We start from the raw sequence: 15,264 nt of genomic DNA, 5'->3' as shown, positions 1-15,264 counted from the left end.
ATTGTACACTAATTTAAGAAAAATGAAAAGCAGGGCACCAGGATTAGACTACTTTTTAACAGTTTTCACAAAATTCCAGCTCTCTTTTCAGTTCATCAACATATTCCTTTGAACCAGTTACGATTAGACGGTCGTTTTGTTGCAGCTCCGTATCACCATGTGGCACAATGGAATCCTTCCCTCTAAAAATCCGAACAAAAATGATATCTCCTGTAAACGGAAATCTCCTTAACGACATTCCATCAAAATGTTCGTTCATCATTTTTATTTCGAAAAGCCCCGTTTCTTGGTTCGTTAAAATATTTATAATGCTCGGGGATTCAATTAATGCCCGGAGCAATGCTTTCGTTGACATAAAAGAGGAAAACACTTCTATATCTTGCTCACGGAGACTTTGCTCCAAATCTGGACTTTCAATCCGGGCAATGACCCTTGGAGCTCCATTTTCTTTTGCCGCAAGTGAGAGCACCGCATTTTGCTTCTCATCACCTGTTGAAATCACGACAATCTCTGATTGATAAACCTTTGTTTTCGCAATTGTCTCCATTGAATAATCCTCGATTTCCACTATATCAAAAAGAGAGTCGGCAATCTGTCTATCTGACTTTTCCATGATAGTATGATAAAGAATCGGAATATAAAGACCCGATTTTAATTCACGGGAAACCGGCAGCGTAACCTGATTGGCCCCTAAGAAAGCTACACTGACCTTTTTACTGGCAGCCGCTTCTTTTGGAAACAGTTTTTTGAAGACAATCGGTGTAAAAATAGACGTGATAACAGCAACTAATATTAATGTTCCACTCATTTGCTCGGTTATTACTTCCATCCGCTCTCCAATGGTTGCAGCTGCGATGACAAGCGAAAGTGTCGATGTTAAAAGGAAACCTGATGCAGCAACTGTTTTCGTATCATACCAAATTTTTAAAAGGTACACAGGTACTAGCTTAGATAATAGCAGTCCAATCAACAGGAGTGGGATTAATAATAGCAACTTTTTTTCACTAAATAATGACCAAACATCGAGATTTACACCGACCATCACGAAGAAAATTGGGATTAAAAATCCATAGCCGAAAGAATCCAGCTTATGTACAAGCTCTTGGTTTGGAGACAGTAATGAAACAAGAACGCCTGCTAAAAACGCCCCTAAAATGTTTTCTGCTCCGACTGTTTCTGAAAGTCCGACTAAAACAATAATTAGTGTGAATACCGCCCTCGTACCAATTTGAACCGTTCCCGTTGATAATGCCTGCACAAAGCTCCGGCTTTTAAATCTTTTTCCGATAAAGTAAAGTCCGACACCTGCCGCAAATAAAATCAACAGCAGCCATGTATTCCCATGTCCCGCTTCATAAAGCGAAACAAACACGGCAAGTAAAATCATTGTAGCTAAATCAGCGATGACCGCTACCAACAAAATAATTTGGCCAATAACCGTTTTCATTAAATGCGCTTCTTTCAAGGTTGGGACAACCACCCCCAACGAAATGGTCGAAATGATCAACGTCATTAAGAAGGCATTATCAATAAATCCTGCCAAAACAAACAAGAAAGATAATCCAAGTGAAAAAATGAAAATTCCTAAAAAGATGAGAGAGGAGACTACAAACGAATTTGGCTCTTTCTTTCCATTAGGAAGTGTCTCCCGTTTGTTACCTCCAGAGAAGGCAGTAAAATCAATTTCGAGACCACTTAAAAACATTAGAAAAATAAACCCAAGGGTTTTCAAAGTAGATAGCCAAACATCCTCATGAACCAAATCAAATCCACTTTTTCCAATAATAAGTCCCATAATAATTTCTGCAACAACAACGGGAATAAAATTCAACTTAAATCGATGCAACATAATTGGTGTTAGAAAGGCCATTGTGACCACAACTAGCAAAGAAATGACAGATAAATGCTGTTCCATTTTTATGCCTCCTACTGAACCCACGAAGCAAGGATTCTTTTGATAAAAAACGACTATAATACAAAAAATAATTGAGAATGAAGGGGGTTATTGTTTATGAACGTTGATATAATTGGCGATATACATGGGTGTTTACCTGAATTTCAAGATCTTACAAATAAACTTGGATATAGATGGGAAAACGGGATTCCACTTCATCCTGAAAAAAGGATGCTGGGCTTTGTTGGCGACTTAACGGACCGAGGGCCAGCATCACTTAAAGTAGCGGAAATTGTTTGGGAGCTGGTTAATAATTATAAAAGAGCATATTATACGCCTGGCAATCACTGCAATAAACTTTACCGCTTCTTCCTTGGCAACAAAGTTCAGATTACTCACGGACTTGAAACAACTGTAGCAGAATATGAAACATTATATAAAAAGGATAAGCAATCCATTCGTCAAAAATTTATTGAACTATATGAACAAGCACCACTTTATTTAGTACTTGACGATCAAAAATTAGTTGTTGCCCATGCAGGAATTAAACAGGAGTATATCGGAAAAAAACACTCAAAAGTAAAAGAGTTTGTTTTATATGGTGATATAACGGGTGAAAAACACCCTGACGGCTCACCTATTAGAAGGGATTGGGCTCTACACTATCATGGGAATGCCTGTATTATCTATGGCCACACTCCAGTGAATGAACCTAGAATCATTAATAATACTTATAATATTGATACCGGAGCAGTATTCGGTGGAAAACTAACAGCTTTAAGATATCCCGAAATGGAAATAGTTTCGGTCCCTTCTACTATGCCATACATTCCAGAAAAATTTAAACATTTCGACCTCATTGGGAGCAAATAATAAAAAAGGCTGACCTTTTTAAAACGGGTCAGCCTCTAAAATATTTAGCATTTCAGCAGGTAAAGGTGCAAAAAAGGTCATCGTTTCTTTTGAAAATGGATGGATAAATTTGATTTTTTTACAATGAAGGGCTTGCCTTTCCATTAATGAGATTCGCCCACCATATAAATCATCTCCAAGAAGTGGATGCCGGATGTATGACATATGTACCCTAATTTGATGGGTCCGACCCGTTTCGAGTTGAAGTTCGATATGGGTAAACAAATGATGCCTCTTTAGCACCTGAAAATGGGTGCGGGCATATTGTCCATCTTCTCGGACCTCTCTTTCTATGATGCTATCCGCTTTTCTGCCAATTGGAGCGGTTATTGTTCCTGCATCATCTTTTATCGAACCTTCTGCAAAAGCCTCATAGGTCCTCTTCACCTGACCACTCCGCTGCATTAGACTAAATAAATGATGGACATAACGATGTTTAGCAATTAAAACAATTCCTGAAGTATCTCTATCCAGCCTTGTTACGATATGAGAAGTTGCTTGCAGTCCTATGCTTTCATAATAGCCAACGAGGGCATTCGCTAAGCTGCCAGTTGGGTGTTCCCTGGATGGTATGGTATTCATACGGGCGGGCTTATTTACAACAAGCAGGTAGTCATCTTCAAATATAATCTCTAAGGGGATTTCTTCCCCTTTTAACCCTTCACTTGGGTCTTCTGGAGGAAAGATAACTTTTAACTGATCACCCTCAAGAAGCTTATAGCGGACATTTACTTCCTCATTATTAACAAGAATTTTCCCGCCGTTAAACTTGATATCTGTTAAGGCTGTGCGCGATATTTCTTCCTTTTTTAAAAATTCTTTGACTAGCATTCCGGTATTGGCACCTTCAATGACCCATTTCATTTGAAATTGCGATAACATCTATTACGGCCTCCAGATTAATCAGAAATGAAGGAATCGTGTACTCTTTTCCAAAATGGAAACGGACGGAAGCGAGCAAAACGGATTTTTTCATCTGGTACCCGGAATTGAATCGACTTTACGTCTTTATGAAGCAATGTCAGATGATCAATGGTAATCTGGAAATCAGAGCGATTAACAGGCTTAAGCATACAAGTATGATGGGCCGGGAGAATGAGCGGCGAACCTACCGTTCTAAAAACTTTATTATTAATAGAAGCCATTTCTGCCACTTGAAGAGCGGATATGGATGGATGAATGATTGCCCCGCCAAGTGCTTTATTATAGGCTGTACTGCCTGATGGAGTAGAAACGCAGAGCCCATCACCCCGGAAGCGTTCGAAATGCTGACCGCGAATTTCAACATCCATCACTAGTGTTCCCTCAACACTTTTAACAGTCGATTCATTTAAAGCTAAATACCTTGATTCCTTTCCAGCATGTGAATAACGGATAATAACTTCAAGGAGCGGATATTCCACTACTTGATAAGGGGTTTTCGCAATCGCAATCACAAGCTTTTCAATTTCATCTGGAATCCAATCCGCGTAAAAGCCCAGGTGCCCTGTATGAATCCCGACAAACGCAGTTTTATCCAAACGGCTGCTGTAACGATGAAAAGCATAAAGCAGCGTTCCATCACCGCCAATCGAAATAACGATGTCAGGCTGATCTTCATCGTACTTAAGATCAAAATCAAGTAAATAGGTTCTCATTTTGTGCATCAATATATTTGATTTTTGATCTCCTTTTGACGTAATTGCAAATTTCATATCAGTATTTCTCCTTGTTCAAAAAAAATTTCAAAAGGCGGTTCTGGAAATTAGTTTTGTTCTTCTTGTTTCTGTTCTTTCTTTCTGGTAAAAAAAGCCTGTGCCTCTTGGATTTCTCCGCGTATTAATGACATTTCCTCGTCCAAGCGGAATGCCGCTTCAGCAGCCCTTTGCAATCTCATTTTTATATCGCTTGGAAAAACGCCCTTGTATTTATAGTTAAGAGAATGTTCAATTGTTGCCCAAAAATTCATCGCTAATGTTCTGATTTGAATTTCAGCAAGAATTTTCTTTTCCCCATTTATTGTTTGGACTGGGTAGCTTATGACAACATGATAAGAACGATATCCGCTTGTTTTTTCATGGGAAATGTAATCTCTTTCCTCTACGATTTCAAAATCATTACGGTTTCTTAATAGGCCAACAACCCGATGAATGTCTTCTACAAACTGACACATAATACGCATCCCTGCAATATCTTGCATTTCTTCTTGTAATTTATCTAGTGGAATTCCTTTTTGATTTGCTTTATCAAGGATACTTGCAATAGGCTTAACTCTTCCCGTTACAAATTCAATAGGAGAATGTGTTGAGTCAAGTTCAAACTGTCCTCTTATTCCCTTTAGTTTTATTTTCAATTCATTTACTGCTTGTTTATATGGCGCTAAAAATTGGTCCCAATGCTTCATGAATCCCACCTCAATATCTAGAAAATACTCTCAACCTTTGTGACCATTTCATGCCCATAATTACTATTTCCTTTAATATTGCTAATAACAAATTCTAATTCATCATGAAAATTTATTAATTCTATTTCTTGGTCATTTTTTATCATCCATACAGGAAGCTTTTGATCATATGCGGTTTTAATTGAGGTCCAAATTGGTTCAGGTAAAACGATATATGTATAATCTTCTGGATCCTCCATTATATAAATGAAGGAATATTTGTCTGAATCCACAAGAATTTGACCTGATGGGTTTAACCCGTCAATTGGAACATCAGCCTCTAAAAGAAGCTTATTATCAGTTATGTTTGTTTTAAGAATTGATATTCTACTTTTCATATTATTTACCTCCATCGTTCACTCCCCTATTTTAGCATAATTCACCCATTTCTCCCAAGGATTGCAGTTTGTGTAATTCATGAGATAATGAAATGACTAATTAATTGGAAGGAATGACAGTAAGTGACGCAACAGGTTGAAATCGAATTTAAAAATTTGCTAACAAGGCAGGAATATGAAAGGTTTTTAAATGAATTCAATATAGATAAAAAACAAATCTTCACTCAGGAAAACCACTATTTTGATACGTCTGATTTTGCCTTAAAGAGTAGAGTCACTGCGTTAAGAATTCGCCGAAAACAAGATGATTATGAAATGACCCTGAAACAGCCTGCTGATGTTGGCCTCCTTGAAACAAATCAATTAATTACCACTGAAGAAGCGCTTCATGCGTTTCAGGTTGGGGAACTTCCGTTTGGAAATATAAAAAAAATAATCGAAGAAATCGGTATTTCTTTTTCTGAATTAAAATACTTCGGATCATTGCTAACTAACAGGGTCGAAGTCGAATACACCAAAGGCTTACTTGTCCTAGACCATAGTCAATATTTAAACAAAGAGGATTATGAATTAGAATTTGAAGCGGAAAATTTTCAAGAAGGAAAGCTTATTTTCCTTCAACTACTTGATCAATACCATATTCCTATAAGAAAAACAGAAAACAAAATTCAACGATTTTATAATCAAAAATATGCGAACCATGAGCAAATCTAATTGGAGATAATGATTATATGGATATATTTCCATTTGTCATTTTCTCCTTTTTCTATTAAGAAATAACTTCATTGCATACATTAAATAACATGTTAAACTGTTAAATTTGCCTTTTTAAGGCTATTTATTTGAGATATGAAAAATGCCTTGTTAAAATAAAACATACGAAAGTCATTAAAGGAGTTGTCAACATGATAGAGAAAAAGCTTACACCCTTTGAAGCTATTGGGGAGGAAACTCTACACCGTCTTGTGGATACTTTTTATGGACTTGTTGCACAACATCCTGATCTTGCTCCAATATTCCCAAATGAATTTACAGAAATTGCTCGTAAACAAAAGCAATTTTTAACACAATACTTAGGCGGTCCAAGCCTTTATACAGAGGAACACGGTCACCCAATGATGCGGGCCCGTCATTTGCCTTTTCCTGTTACTCCAACTCGTGCTAAAGCTTGGTTATTTTGTATGACTCAAGCGATGGATATGATTGGATTAAGCGGCCCAATTAGGGATGAATTTTACTCACGACTTTACCTAACAGCCCAACATATGATAAATACTCCTGAATTTGAAGAGTATTCTGGTGATGATCGTGAATAGTTCCTGGCATTCAAGCTCTAAGCAAAATTGTACCGATAAAAAGCCGATTGAAATTTACATGTTTATCGATCCTTTATGTCCTGAATGTTGGGCACTTGAACCAATCTTAAAAAAGTTGCAGATTGAATATGGGCGTTATTTTTCAATTAAACATGTTTTAAGTGGAAGACTGGCTAATTTAAATCTAAGCAGAAAGAAAAGTTATGAGAGTATGGCTGATTTATGGGAAAAAACAGCGAGTAGGTCGGGAATGTCATGTGACGGAAGCCTTTGGTTAGAAAATCCGATCAATACTCCATATAATGTTTCCATTGCCTTAAAAGCGGCAGAATTACAAGGGAGACGTGCTGGAATCCGTTTCTTACGTAAAGTACAAGAAGTATTATTTTTAGAGAAGAGGAATATTTCAGATTTAGAAGTTCTTAAGCATTGTGCCCAAAGAGCCGGGCTTGATATAGAAGAATTCACTAATGACATGCACTCTGAAAGTGCCGCAAAAGCCTTTCAATGTGATTTAAAGATTACTTCAGAAATGGATGTTCAAGAAATTCCAACCTTAGTATTTTTTAATGAAAATGTCGAGGATGAAGGAATAAAGATAACTGGTACCTATCCATATGAGGTTTATGTTCAAATTTTAGAGGAAATGATGACGGAAAAGCCGATCCAATCATCCCCTCCACCGTTAGAGACTTTTTTAAAGTTTTTTAAATTTGTTGCTTCGAAGGAAATTGCTGTCGTATATAATATGTCCATTTCACAGATTGAAAAAGAAATGAAAAAACTTCTATTAAAGCAAATAGTCGAACAAATACCAGCAAAATATGGAACGTTTTGGAGATATATCGAAGAATAAAACTGTTGGTTATAAAATTCCGACAGTTTTATAGTTGAACAATAAATAAAAATGCCTTGCAGTTTTTACGGCTGCAAGGCATTTTTTATTAATACGAACAAAGGGGATGGGAGAAATTTTTCACGGTCAAACAAAGGGGTATATGTTTGTAGTGATCAACTTCACGTATTAAATATAGCATGGTGGCCAACAGACTGACAATGAGTTTGTGTGTTATTTCACATTATTGTCAAAAAGTAATAAATTCATGAAATGGACAATAGACTTAGTATTAAATCTCTTTTAAAAGGTGGAAATCGTTTTGGACAAATTTCCTTTTATCGTTATGATTTTTTTTATTTTGATCGCTTTTTTCCTTCATCTTCTTGCATTACTTAAAATATTTCCGATTTTACTTAGTACTCCGATTTTGTTTGTATCCATTTTTATTTTTATATTTTATCTTAATGACCGAAAACGATTTAGAGGATTTTAAAGGGATGGCGCCACATTGGCACCATCCCTTTTTTTATTATGATAACAACTGCTCTAATTCGTTTAGTTTTTCTTCAAATACCTTACATGCATTTTTAATTGGGTCAGCACTGGTCATATCGACTCCCGCTTTCTTTAACACTTCAATCGGGTAATCCGAACTACCTGCACTTAGAAATTCGATATAACGTTTTACCGCCGGTTCTCCCTCTTCTAAAATTTGCTTGCTTAAGGCAGTGGCAGCACTGAAGCCGGTTGCGTATTGGTAAACATAATAATTGTAATAGAAATGTGGAATTCTTGCCCATTCTAATCCAATTTCCTCATCTAACACAATACCCTCGTCACCAAAATATTTTTTATTTAAAGCATAGTAGCTCTCCGTTAGGGAATCGGCCGTTAAGGCTTCATTATTTTGTGCTTTTTGATGAATTAAGTGTTCAAATTCAGCAAACATTGTTTGGCGGAAAACAGTTCCTCTAAAACCTTCTAAATAATGATTTAATAAGTAAATCCTTTTTTGTTCATCATCAATTGTTTTTAATAAATAATCATTTAAAAGTGTTTCGTTACAAGTCGAAGCGACTTCAGCCACAAAGATCGAATAGTTTCCATACGGATATGGCTGTGATTTTCTAGTGTAATAGCTGTGCACGGAATGGCCAAACTCATGAGCAAGAGTAAATAGATTATTCACATTATCCTGCCAATTCATGAGAATATATGGATGGGTGCCATATGCTCCTGAAGAATAGGCTCCACTGCGTTTACCTTTATTTTCATGAACATCGACCCAGCGGTTTTCAAAACCTTCTTGTAAGATTTTAGAATATTCCTCACCTAATGGCGCCAATCCCTTAATAACTAAATCCTTTGCTTCGTCGTATTTAATCTCCATTTTTACATCTTTCACAAGCGGTGTGTACAAATCATACATATGAAGCTCTTCCAAGCCTAAAACCTTTTTGCGCAGCTTTACATATCGATGTAATAAATGAAGGTTATCTGTAACTGTATTAACAAGGTTATCATAGACGCTTTCAGGAATATTGTTAGCCGAAAGAGCTGAATGTCTTGCAGAATCATATTTCCTAATTCTTGCATTAAAATTATCTTTTTTCACATTGCCGCTCAAAGTACTAGAGAAAGTATTTTTAAAATTTCCATATGTTTTATAGACTGCTTTAAAGGCATCACGTCTTACCCGCTGATCTTTGCTTTCCAAAAAGCGAATATAGCGGCCATGAGTAATTTCTACTTCTTCCCCATTTTCATCTTTGATTGATGGAAACTCTAAGTCAGCATTATTCAGCATACCAAATGTATTACTAGAAGCATCCATTACTTCACTTGCTTCTGCAAGCAATGCCTCCTGCTCAGCAGTCAGAACATGTGGTCTCTGTAAATTAATTTCCGCAATTGCATGTTCATAAAGCTTTAATTCTGGCTTTTCCTTTAAAAAACCAGTTACTTTGCTTTCTTCAATCGCTAAAATTTCAGGTACAATATAGGCAAGTTGGCTGCCAGCTTGGGAATATAGAGCTTTCATTCTATCGTCTAAGCCCTGATAAAAGGAGTTTGTTGTATCCTGATCATATCTCATATGGGAATATGTATAAAGCTTTCCTATTCTCTCGAGCAATTTATCCTGATATTGAAGGGCTTTATAAAAGGTCTCAGCACTCTCACCCAATTTACCCTCAAATTCTTTAATACCGCCAATTTGACTTTTTACAGCTTGGAACTCTTTTTCCCATTCCTCATCACTTGCAAAGATATCTTCTAATCTCCATGTATCCTCAACTGAAATCTCACTTCTTGTTGGTAGCGATTTTACTGCTGCCTCATTTGCCATCATTTATCCTCCATTCTTTTTGACGAAAAATTCATTCTAAATTTATATTCTCCTAATCCTTCCAATTTCCTCTTTTCAGGTTTAGAAAAGAAACCAATTTCCACTCTATATTATGCCCATTGCGCACATTTCATTTATTGTTTCGTTAGCATATATAGATATTTTTGATGGAAGCCTAGCTTTGCTTCTTCTCTTTCTCGATTTGACCTTGGAATCATTATTTTTCTCTCTAATTTAAAACTGTTTTCTCCATGTTCGGATAATATTCCAAGCTTAGCTAAACATCGTAAATAGGAAATCTCTGCAGTGATTGGATGGAGTGAATCTAACAGCGGCAATTTTCGAAGAACAATTTCCTTTCTGTAGACCCTTTTTTTGAAATGAAAGTTTATTTCCTTAAGTGTTAGAATATCGTTTGGCCTTTTGTCTGCAAGCACATCAAGAAATAAATAGGTTTGCCAAATAATAGGAGGTGTTTGAATTAGGACTGAATGAGGAATTTGAAGGCCAATTTCAGGTGGCAGTAAAAACATGTTCAGATCTCGATTATAGACCTCATTTAGAAAATTTTTTTGCTTGGGGTTAGGATGGAGCATCCAATTAATAATAAACGAATCCATTTCTTTACCCCAGTTTTCACTATTTAGATTCGATAATAATTTAGGCTCTAAAAGTCCTTCTAGACTTAATTGATTAAGTGGAAATATAGAATGTTGAACGAAAGCATTTTTTATTGAAATGGGATGAATTGATTCTAGGATATGAAATTGTCTTCTTTCGGGGCAATACGATGGAATATAGTAATTTTCTAATGGAGTATTCCGTAAAAATAAATAATCAAAATTGGAGAATGCCATGATATTAATTCTTTTTCGATGGATATGATTGGCAGAGATAATCCAAAGTGGAATATATTCATGTGTAATGTAAGTATTAGATCTCTTGATAAAATCCTTTTCTGGTAATGGGGAACATTGATATTCCAATGCGAACTTCTTACCCCTATAAATAAACATTATGTCTGGGCGCTGCCCTATTGCCTTGTCATAAAACTCTAAGACCGCAGGAACTTTTTGCCCTAAAAGCCATTGAAAAAGTTGTCGCTTCCCTTCCATATGGTTTATAGTTTCATTCTCAAATACCTCTCTACAAGTCCCACCTCTTTGATGAGCAAAATGAAAAATTCGTTGATCCCCTAATTTTAGACAAACACTTTCCCCACATATTGGGCAAAGAAATTCTTCATTATTCCGAAGGGAAATAAGAGTTTCCTTTCTATAATTATATCCAAGAGAAATTTTTTTACCTGATTTCGTATTTGCAGTTAACAATGGTTTCTCCTCCTTTCACATAAAAATATTCGCCAAATTTCGTCAAAAACCTCTTTTTTACATAAATAAAAACTCGTCAGTCGACGAGTTCCTCATTATCAATATTATAAAAGCGGAGAAAGCAATCGGGCTGTTGATTCTAGTAATCTAAAACCAATATGTCTCTGTTCAAAGGTTTGTAAATCAAGCTGCTTGGAAGATTTAAGATCATTAGTATATTCTGCAACTAATTTTTGTGTGCTTTTTGTCCTAAATAAGAAAGCATTGACCTCAAAATTTAAATGAAAGCTTCGCATATCCATATTAGACGTGCCAATGGATGCAAGTTCATCATCAACAATGACAATTTTACTATGCATAAAACCTCGCTCATATTCGTATACCTTTACCCCTGCTTCTAGTAGCTCAGGAAAATAGGATCTGGATGCATGAAATACAATCCGTTTATCTGGCCGATTCGGAACGAGCAGCCTTACATCAATTCCACTTAATGCCGCAACTTTTATAGCTGAAAAAATATCTTCATCTGGAATAAAATAGGGTGAAGCGATCCAAACAGATTTTTTGGCCGCAGCAATCATCGAGAAAAAGATATTTTTAATTACACTCCATTCATTATCAGGACCCCCGGCAATAAGCTGAACACCACCGTGGCTTTTAAAATCATTTTGTGGGGATAAGTATTCTGCAGTTAAAAAACTATGATTGGTCATATAATACCAGTCCTGAAGAAAAATGAGTTGTAAAGTTCGAACAGCTTCTCCTTTTAACATTAAGTGTGTATCACGCCAAAAACCAATTTCTTTGTCTCTGCCTAAATATTCATCACCAATGTTCAATCCCCCAACAAAGCCGATTGTTCCGTCAATAACAATGATTTTACGATGATTACGGAAATTGAATTTATTATTTAAAAAAGGCAACTTAACCGGTCCAAAGGAAACTGTTTCAATTCCGGAATTTTTCAAATCATTAATGTATCCTTTTGAAAGCTGCCAAGAACCTACAGCATCATATAAAAATCGCACCTTAACTCCTTGTTGCGCTTTTTCGATTAAAATATTTTTAATTTCCTGACCAATATGATCATGGCGTACGATATAGTATTCTAAATGAATATGATGTTTAGCTTTTTTTAATTGTTCGATGATATGATGAAACGTTTCTACCCCATTTGTTAATATTTTTGTTGAAGTATCGAAGGAAATGGGGCTATTACCAAGTTTTTGAGCTAAAGTAAATAGTTTTCCATGATGCTCACCCAAGAGATTAAGCTTTTCTTCACTTCTTGGATCATTTTCCCCCTCAATAGTAAGAAAGGCTTGTTTATCAAGGAAATATTTTTTTCTGAACATCTTCTCCTTGCGGTAATTACGACCAAAAAGGAGGTAAAAGATAAACCCGACGAGAGGAAAGCTTCCTAATACAACAAGCCAGGTAATGGTTTGGGTTGGATGACGGTTTTCTAAAAAGATAACAAAGCCAATAAAAATGACTGAAAGCGATATTAAAACGCTTAAGAAGCCAAGTATCCCACTTTCCAATTGACCCTTAAAGAAAAACAATAGTGTGGATAGTATTAAAAGAAAGGCCACAACCCTTACAGTGTTTTTCAGTGTCCTCACCTGCCAGAAGATCCAAATTTAAATCATAGTAAAATACCGATTTCAATACTGAAATCGGTACTTGTTTAGCTAAAATGTTCTCGCAATGTTTCAAAAACATTTTCAGAAATTATTTCTTTTCCATATTCTTGAATCCGATGAATAGTTAGTTGTGTCTCGTAACCATACTCAAGTAATATACTTAAAATGTCATCAATTTCATCTTCTTCAAATAAATCTTCCGGAAATTCAGTATATAAATAGTATTTTCCTTCAAAGTGATATAACTTGGTTACTAAATCGTCCAATCCAGAACGCTTCGATAACATAATGACATCCTCAAAGTCTTTAAAGGCGAGGATAAACTCCAAAGTCACTTCTTCGAGTAAAATCTCGTCTTCATCACCATGATTTGAATTGAAATGCTGATCTAAGAGCTCGTCAATTTTATCGTCTACTGGTAAATCCTTTAGTTTATCATTAGGGATGGGGAGCTCGAACTTTTGGCCATCTTTTGAAAGCTGGGCTCTTGTAACAAGGACCTCTAAACCCTTGTCTAGAGCTTGAACTTGAATCCAAAGGGGTCCTTCGACGACAAACTCCTCTTCGTCATGAACTTCATCCATCATTTCCCAAAAGAGTTCTTCACTACGTTCGCGATTGTACCAAATTTCTTCGCGATCAAATCCTCTTTCTTCTATATCACCGTAGGAAATATAAAATTTTACTGTATTTTCATTTATGCGTTCAATCTCCAACTTTACCTCTCCCTTCCATTGTCGATATTGAAGGGACTAAATACCCCCAGCAGATAATGCCAATTAGCATTTACTCAAATAAAAAGGTTTATTCAATAATCACTTTCAAAAAAGTAAATACTCTTGCACTTTCATTTTATGACAAAAGAACTAATAAGGGAAATAAAAAAATCTAAATTAAAAAAATCAATTATAAGCCTATTTATTCGGGATAAAATGAATAGGATATTCCTTTTATTATAACAAATTTAACCCAGAAAAACAAACATTCCTAATGTAAAAAAGACCTTCTTTAGAAGAAGGCCTAATTATTTAATTAACCATTCGTTGTGCTTCACGTAATTGGAATGTCCTCACTCGTCTTGGCAAGAAACGTCTAATTTCATCTTCATTGTATCCAACCTGTAAACGCTTTTCATCTATTATTATTGGACGTCTTAGGAGGCCTGGATTTTCTTTTATCAATTTAAATAAATCTTGAAGAGGCATGGTATCTAAATTTACATCTAGTTTTTGAAAAGTTTTTGATCGGGTGGAAATAATCTCATCAGTTCCGTCCTCTGTCATACGAAGAATTTCCTTTATCTCTTCCATTGAAAGAGGTTCAGAAAAGATATTTCTTTCTTTGTATGGGATCTCATGCTCTTCTAACCATGATTTTGCTTTGCGACATGATGTACAACTTGGTGAAGTGTATAATGTTACCATTTATTCTCCACACTCCTCTTTAATTTACGAATTAAGTTTATATAGATATCAAGAATAAGTCATAGTATAAAAAAACAGAAGCTTTAATAATTAAAATTATTATAAATAAGGAATTTATATCATTTATTATACACCACTGTTTCTAAAAAGGATATCCTTTTTTAAAAAATTGTTAAATCACAATAAGAGCTACAATTTTATCTGTTTCATATTATTAGACGAATAATACATGTAAAAGTTTCAAAAATAGTGACTTTTTCTCAACGATTTTTTTTATTAGCAACTATTCTTCCTTTAATAATGTTCGTATCTTAAGTCTTCCTTTTTGAGGGCCCTTTATGAACTTTAGGTGAAATTTCCCAACCTTAAGACACCTACCATAAAAAATTACAAAGTTATTCTCAATTAAGTTACTGGAAATGAAAACGCATACATAATTCCACTAAACTTTCATCAAGTTAAGTGATTTTCCTCTTTTCATACTTTGTTAATTCTTTTACAATATAGAGTAAGGGGATAGTCATTTTTTTTTGCAGATTCAATTTTTGTTAGTAAAAATGGAGGGTATAACATGGGTGGTTACATAACTGATTTAACGATGGTTGCTTTATTAATTGTTGGGATTACGGCCCTAATGGGTGTTATAACAAACAGTTTTGGAGAGAAGGTTTTTGGTGGTAAACGCCGCACTGAATTTACAGACCGAGGTGCTAAATATCAAACTGGTTGGAAAAATGTCGGTGGAAATAGAAAATGATTTATGAAAAAACGATCTCAAACTCGAGATCGTTTTTTT

At 35.4% G+C, this 15,264-nt stretch carries 15 protein-coding genes; 5 read left to right on the top strand and 10 right to left on the bottom strand.

Annotation, left to right across the window (positions count from 1 at the left end):
• Positions 1 to 55: 55 nt before the first annotated feature.
• Positions 56 to 1,915 carry a monovalent cation:proton antiporter family protein gene (locus ABES02_RS20490; protein WP_430139109.1) on the bottom strand — a complete coding sequence of 620 codons (1,860 nt, stop codon included), beginning with the start codon at positions 1,913 to 1,915 and terminating at the stop codon, positions 56 to 58.
• A gap of 96 nt (positions 1,916 to 2,011) precedes the next feature.
• On the opposite strand from ABES02_RS20490, the gene prpE reads away from it, so the two are divergent.
• Complete coding sequence (gene prpE, locus ABES02_RS20485) at positions 2,012 to 2,767, top strand: bis(5'-nucleosyl)-tetraphosphatase PrpE (protein ID WP_430139106.1); 756 nt, start codon at positions 2,012 to 2,014, stop codon at positions 2,765 to 2,767.
• A gap of 18 nt (positions 2,768 to 2,785) precedes the next feature.
• Here prpE and ABES02_RS20480 read toward each other — a convergent pair whose 3' ends face one another.
• From ABES02_RS20480 to ABES02_RS20465, 4 genes are read right to left on the bottom strand one after another with little or no spacing between them, the layout of a single operon-like run.
• Positions 2,786 to 3,688, bottom strand: coding sequence for an RluA family pseudouridine synthase (locus tag ABES02_RS20480; protein WP_430139103.1), 903 nt, complete (start codon positions 3,686 to 3,688; stop codon positions 2,786 to 2,788).
• A 17-nt stretch (positions 3,689 to 3,705) separates the two neighbouring features.
• Positions 3,706 to 4,500 carry an NAD kinase gene (locus tag ABES02_RS20475; protein WP_430139100.1) on the bottom strand — a complete coding sequence of 265 codons (795 nt, stop codon included), beginning with the start codon at positions 4,498 to 4,500 and terminating at the stop codon, positions 3,706 to 3,708.
• Positions 4,501 to 4,550: 50 nt separating this feature from the next.
• The gene (locus tag ABES02_RS20470) at positions 4,551 to 5,189 is read right to left on the bottom strand and encodes a GTP pyrophosphokinase (RefSeq protein ID WP_430139097.1); all 639 of its coding nucleotides are present in this window, start codon (positions 5,187 to 5,189) and stop codon (positions 4,551 to 4,553) included.
• Positions 5,190 to 5,206: 17 nt separating this feature from the next.
• On the bottom strand, positions 5,207 to 5,566 hold the full coding sequence (locus ABES02_RS20465; protein ID WP_430139094.1) for a hypothetical protein: 360 nt from the start codon (positions 5,564 to 5,566) through the stop codon (positions 5,207 to 5,209).
• 123 nt (positions 5,567 to 5,689) lie between these two features.
• On the opposite strand from ABES02_RS20465, the gene ABES02_RS20460 reads away from it, so the two are divergent.
• The 3 genes from ABES02_RS20460 (at position 5,690) to ABES02_RS20450 (ending at position 7,738) form a co-directional block, all read left to right on the top strand.
• Positions 5,690 to 6,280, top strand: coding sequence for a CYTH domain-containing protein (locus ABES02_RS20460; protein ID WP_430139092.1), 591 nt, complete (start codon positions 5,690 to 5,692; stop codon positions 6,278 to 6,280).
• Between the two features lie 191 nt (positions 6,281 to 6,471).
• Positions 6,472 to 6,882 (top strand): globin, encoded by a 411-nt coding sequence (locus ABES02_RS20455; protein ID WP_430139089.1) that lies wholly within the window; start codon positions 6,472 to 6,474, stop codon positions 6,880 to 6,882.
• On the top strand, positions 6,869 to 7,738 hold the full coding sequence (locus tag ABES02_RS20450) for a ClpXP adapter SpxH family protein (protein ID WP_430139086.1): 870 nt from the start codon (positions 6,869 to 6,871) through the stop codon (positions 7,736 to 7,738). The genes ABES02_RS20455 and ABES02_RS20450 overlap by 14 nt, the downstream gene beginning before the upstream one ends.
• A gap of 511 nt (positions 7,739 to 8,249) precedes the next feature.
• Here the strand turns inward: ABES02_RS20450 and pepF are convergent.
• The 5 genes from pepF to spxA form a co-directional block, all read right to left on the bottom strand.
• On the bottom strand, positions 8,250 to 10,067 hold the full coding sequence (pepF, locus tag ABES02_RS20445; protein WP_430139084.1) for an oligoendopeptidase F: 1,818 nt from the start codon (positions 10,065 to 10,067) through the stop codon (positions 8,250 to 8,252).
• A 134-nt stretch (positions 10,068 to 10,201) separates the two neighbouring features.
• Positions 10,202 to 11,398, bottom strand: a complete 1,197-nt coding sequence (locus tag ABES02_RS20440; RefSeq protein ID WP_430139081.1) for a competence protein CoiA — start codon at positions 11,396 to 11,398, stop codon at positions 10,202 to 10,204.
• Positions 11,399 to 11,502: 104 nt separating this feature from the next.
• The gene (gene cls, locus ABES02_RS20435; RefSeq protein ID WP_430139294.1) at positions 11,503 to 13,014 is read right to left on the bottom strand and encodes a cardiolipin synthase; all 1,512 of its coding nucleotides are present in this window, start codon (positions 13,012 to 13,014) and stop codon (positions 11,503 to 11,505) included.
• Positions 13,015 to 13,088: 74 nt separating this feature from the next.
• Positions 13,089 to 13,760, bottom strand: coding sequence for an adaptor protein MecA (mecA, locus tag ABES02_RS20430; protein WP_430139078.1), 672 nt, complete (start codon positions 13,758 to 13,760; stop codon positions 13,089 to 13,091).
• A 312-nt stretch (positions 13,761 to 14,072) separates the two neighbouring features.
• Positions 14,073 to 14,468 (bottom strand): transcriptional regulator SpxA, encoded by a 396-nt coding sequence (gene spxA, locus ABES02_RS20425; protein WP_430139075.1) that lies wholly within the window; start codon positions 14,466 to 14,468, stop codon positions 14,073 to 14,075.
• A gap of 571 nt (positions 14,469 to 15,039) precedes the next feature.
• Here spxA and ABES02_RS20420 point away from each other — a divergent pair.
• On the top strand, positions 15,040 to 15,225 hold the full coding sequence (locus ABES02_RS20420) for a hypothetical protein (protein WP_430139072.1): 186 nt from the start codon (positions 15,040 to 15,042) through the stop codon (positions 15,223 to 15,225).
• Positions 15,226 to 15,264: the final 39 nt, after the last annotated feature.

The organism is Neobacillus pocheonensis (assembly GCF_050477905.1).
Lineage (GTDB): Bacteria > Bacillota > Bacilli > Bacillales > Cytobacillaceae > Neobacillus > Neobacillus pocheonensis_A.
This window is presented reverse-complemented; position numbering and strand designations above follow the sequence as displayed.

Bases quoted from the DNA above. Each gene is read 5' to 3' on its own strand.
- prpE (WP_430139106.1), top strand. From the start codon at position 2,012: ATGAACGTTGATATAATTGGCGATATACATGGGTGTTTACCTGAATTT.
- spxA (WP_430139075.1), bottom strand. From the start codon at position 14,468: ATGGTAACATTATACACTTCACCAAGTTGTACATCATGTCGCAAAGCA.
- ABES02_RS20455 (WP_430139089.1), top strand. From the start codon at position 6,472: ATGATAGAGAAAAAGCTTACACCCTTTGAAGCTATTGGGGAGGAAACT.
- ABES02_RS20490 (WP_430139109.1), bottom strand. From the start codon at position 1,915: ATGGAACAGCATTTATCTGTCATTTCTTTGCTAGTTGTGGTCACAATG.
- ABES02_RS20475 (WP_430139100.1), bottom strand. From the start codon at position 4,500: ATGAAATTTGCAATTACGTCAAAAGGAGATCAAAAATCAAATATATTG.
- ABES02_RS20470 (WP_430139097.1), bottom strand. From the start codon at position 5,189: ATGAAGCATTGGGACCAATTTTTAGCGCCATATAAACAAGCAGTAAAT.
- ABES02_RS20480 (WP_430139103.1), bottom strand. From the start codon at position 3,688: ATGTTATCGCAATTTCAAATGAAATGGGTCATTGAAGGTGCCAATACC.
- ABES02_RS20420 (WP_430139072.1), top strand. From the start codon at position 15,040: ATGGGTGGTTACATAACTGATTTAACGATGGTTGCTTTATTAATTGTT.
- ABES02_RS20465 (WP_430139094.1), bottom strand. From the start codon at position 5,566: ATGAAAAGTAGAATATCAATTCTTAAAACAAACATAACTGATAATAAG.
- ABES02_RS20450 (WP_430139086.1), top strand. From the start codon at position 6,869: ATGATCGTGAATAGTTCCTGGCATTCAAGCTCTAAGCAAAATTGTACC.
- pepF (WP_430139084.1), bottom strand. From the start codon at position 10,067: ATGGCAAATGAGGCAGCAGTAAAATCGCTACCAACAAGAAGTGAGATT.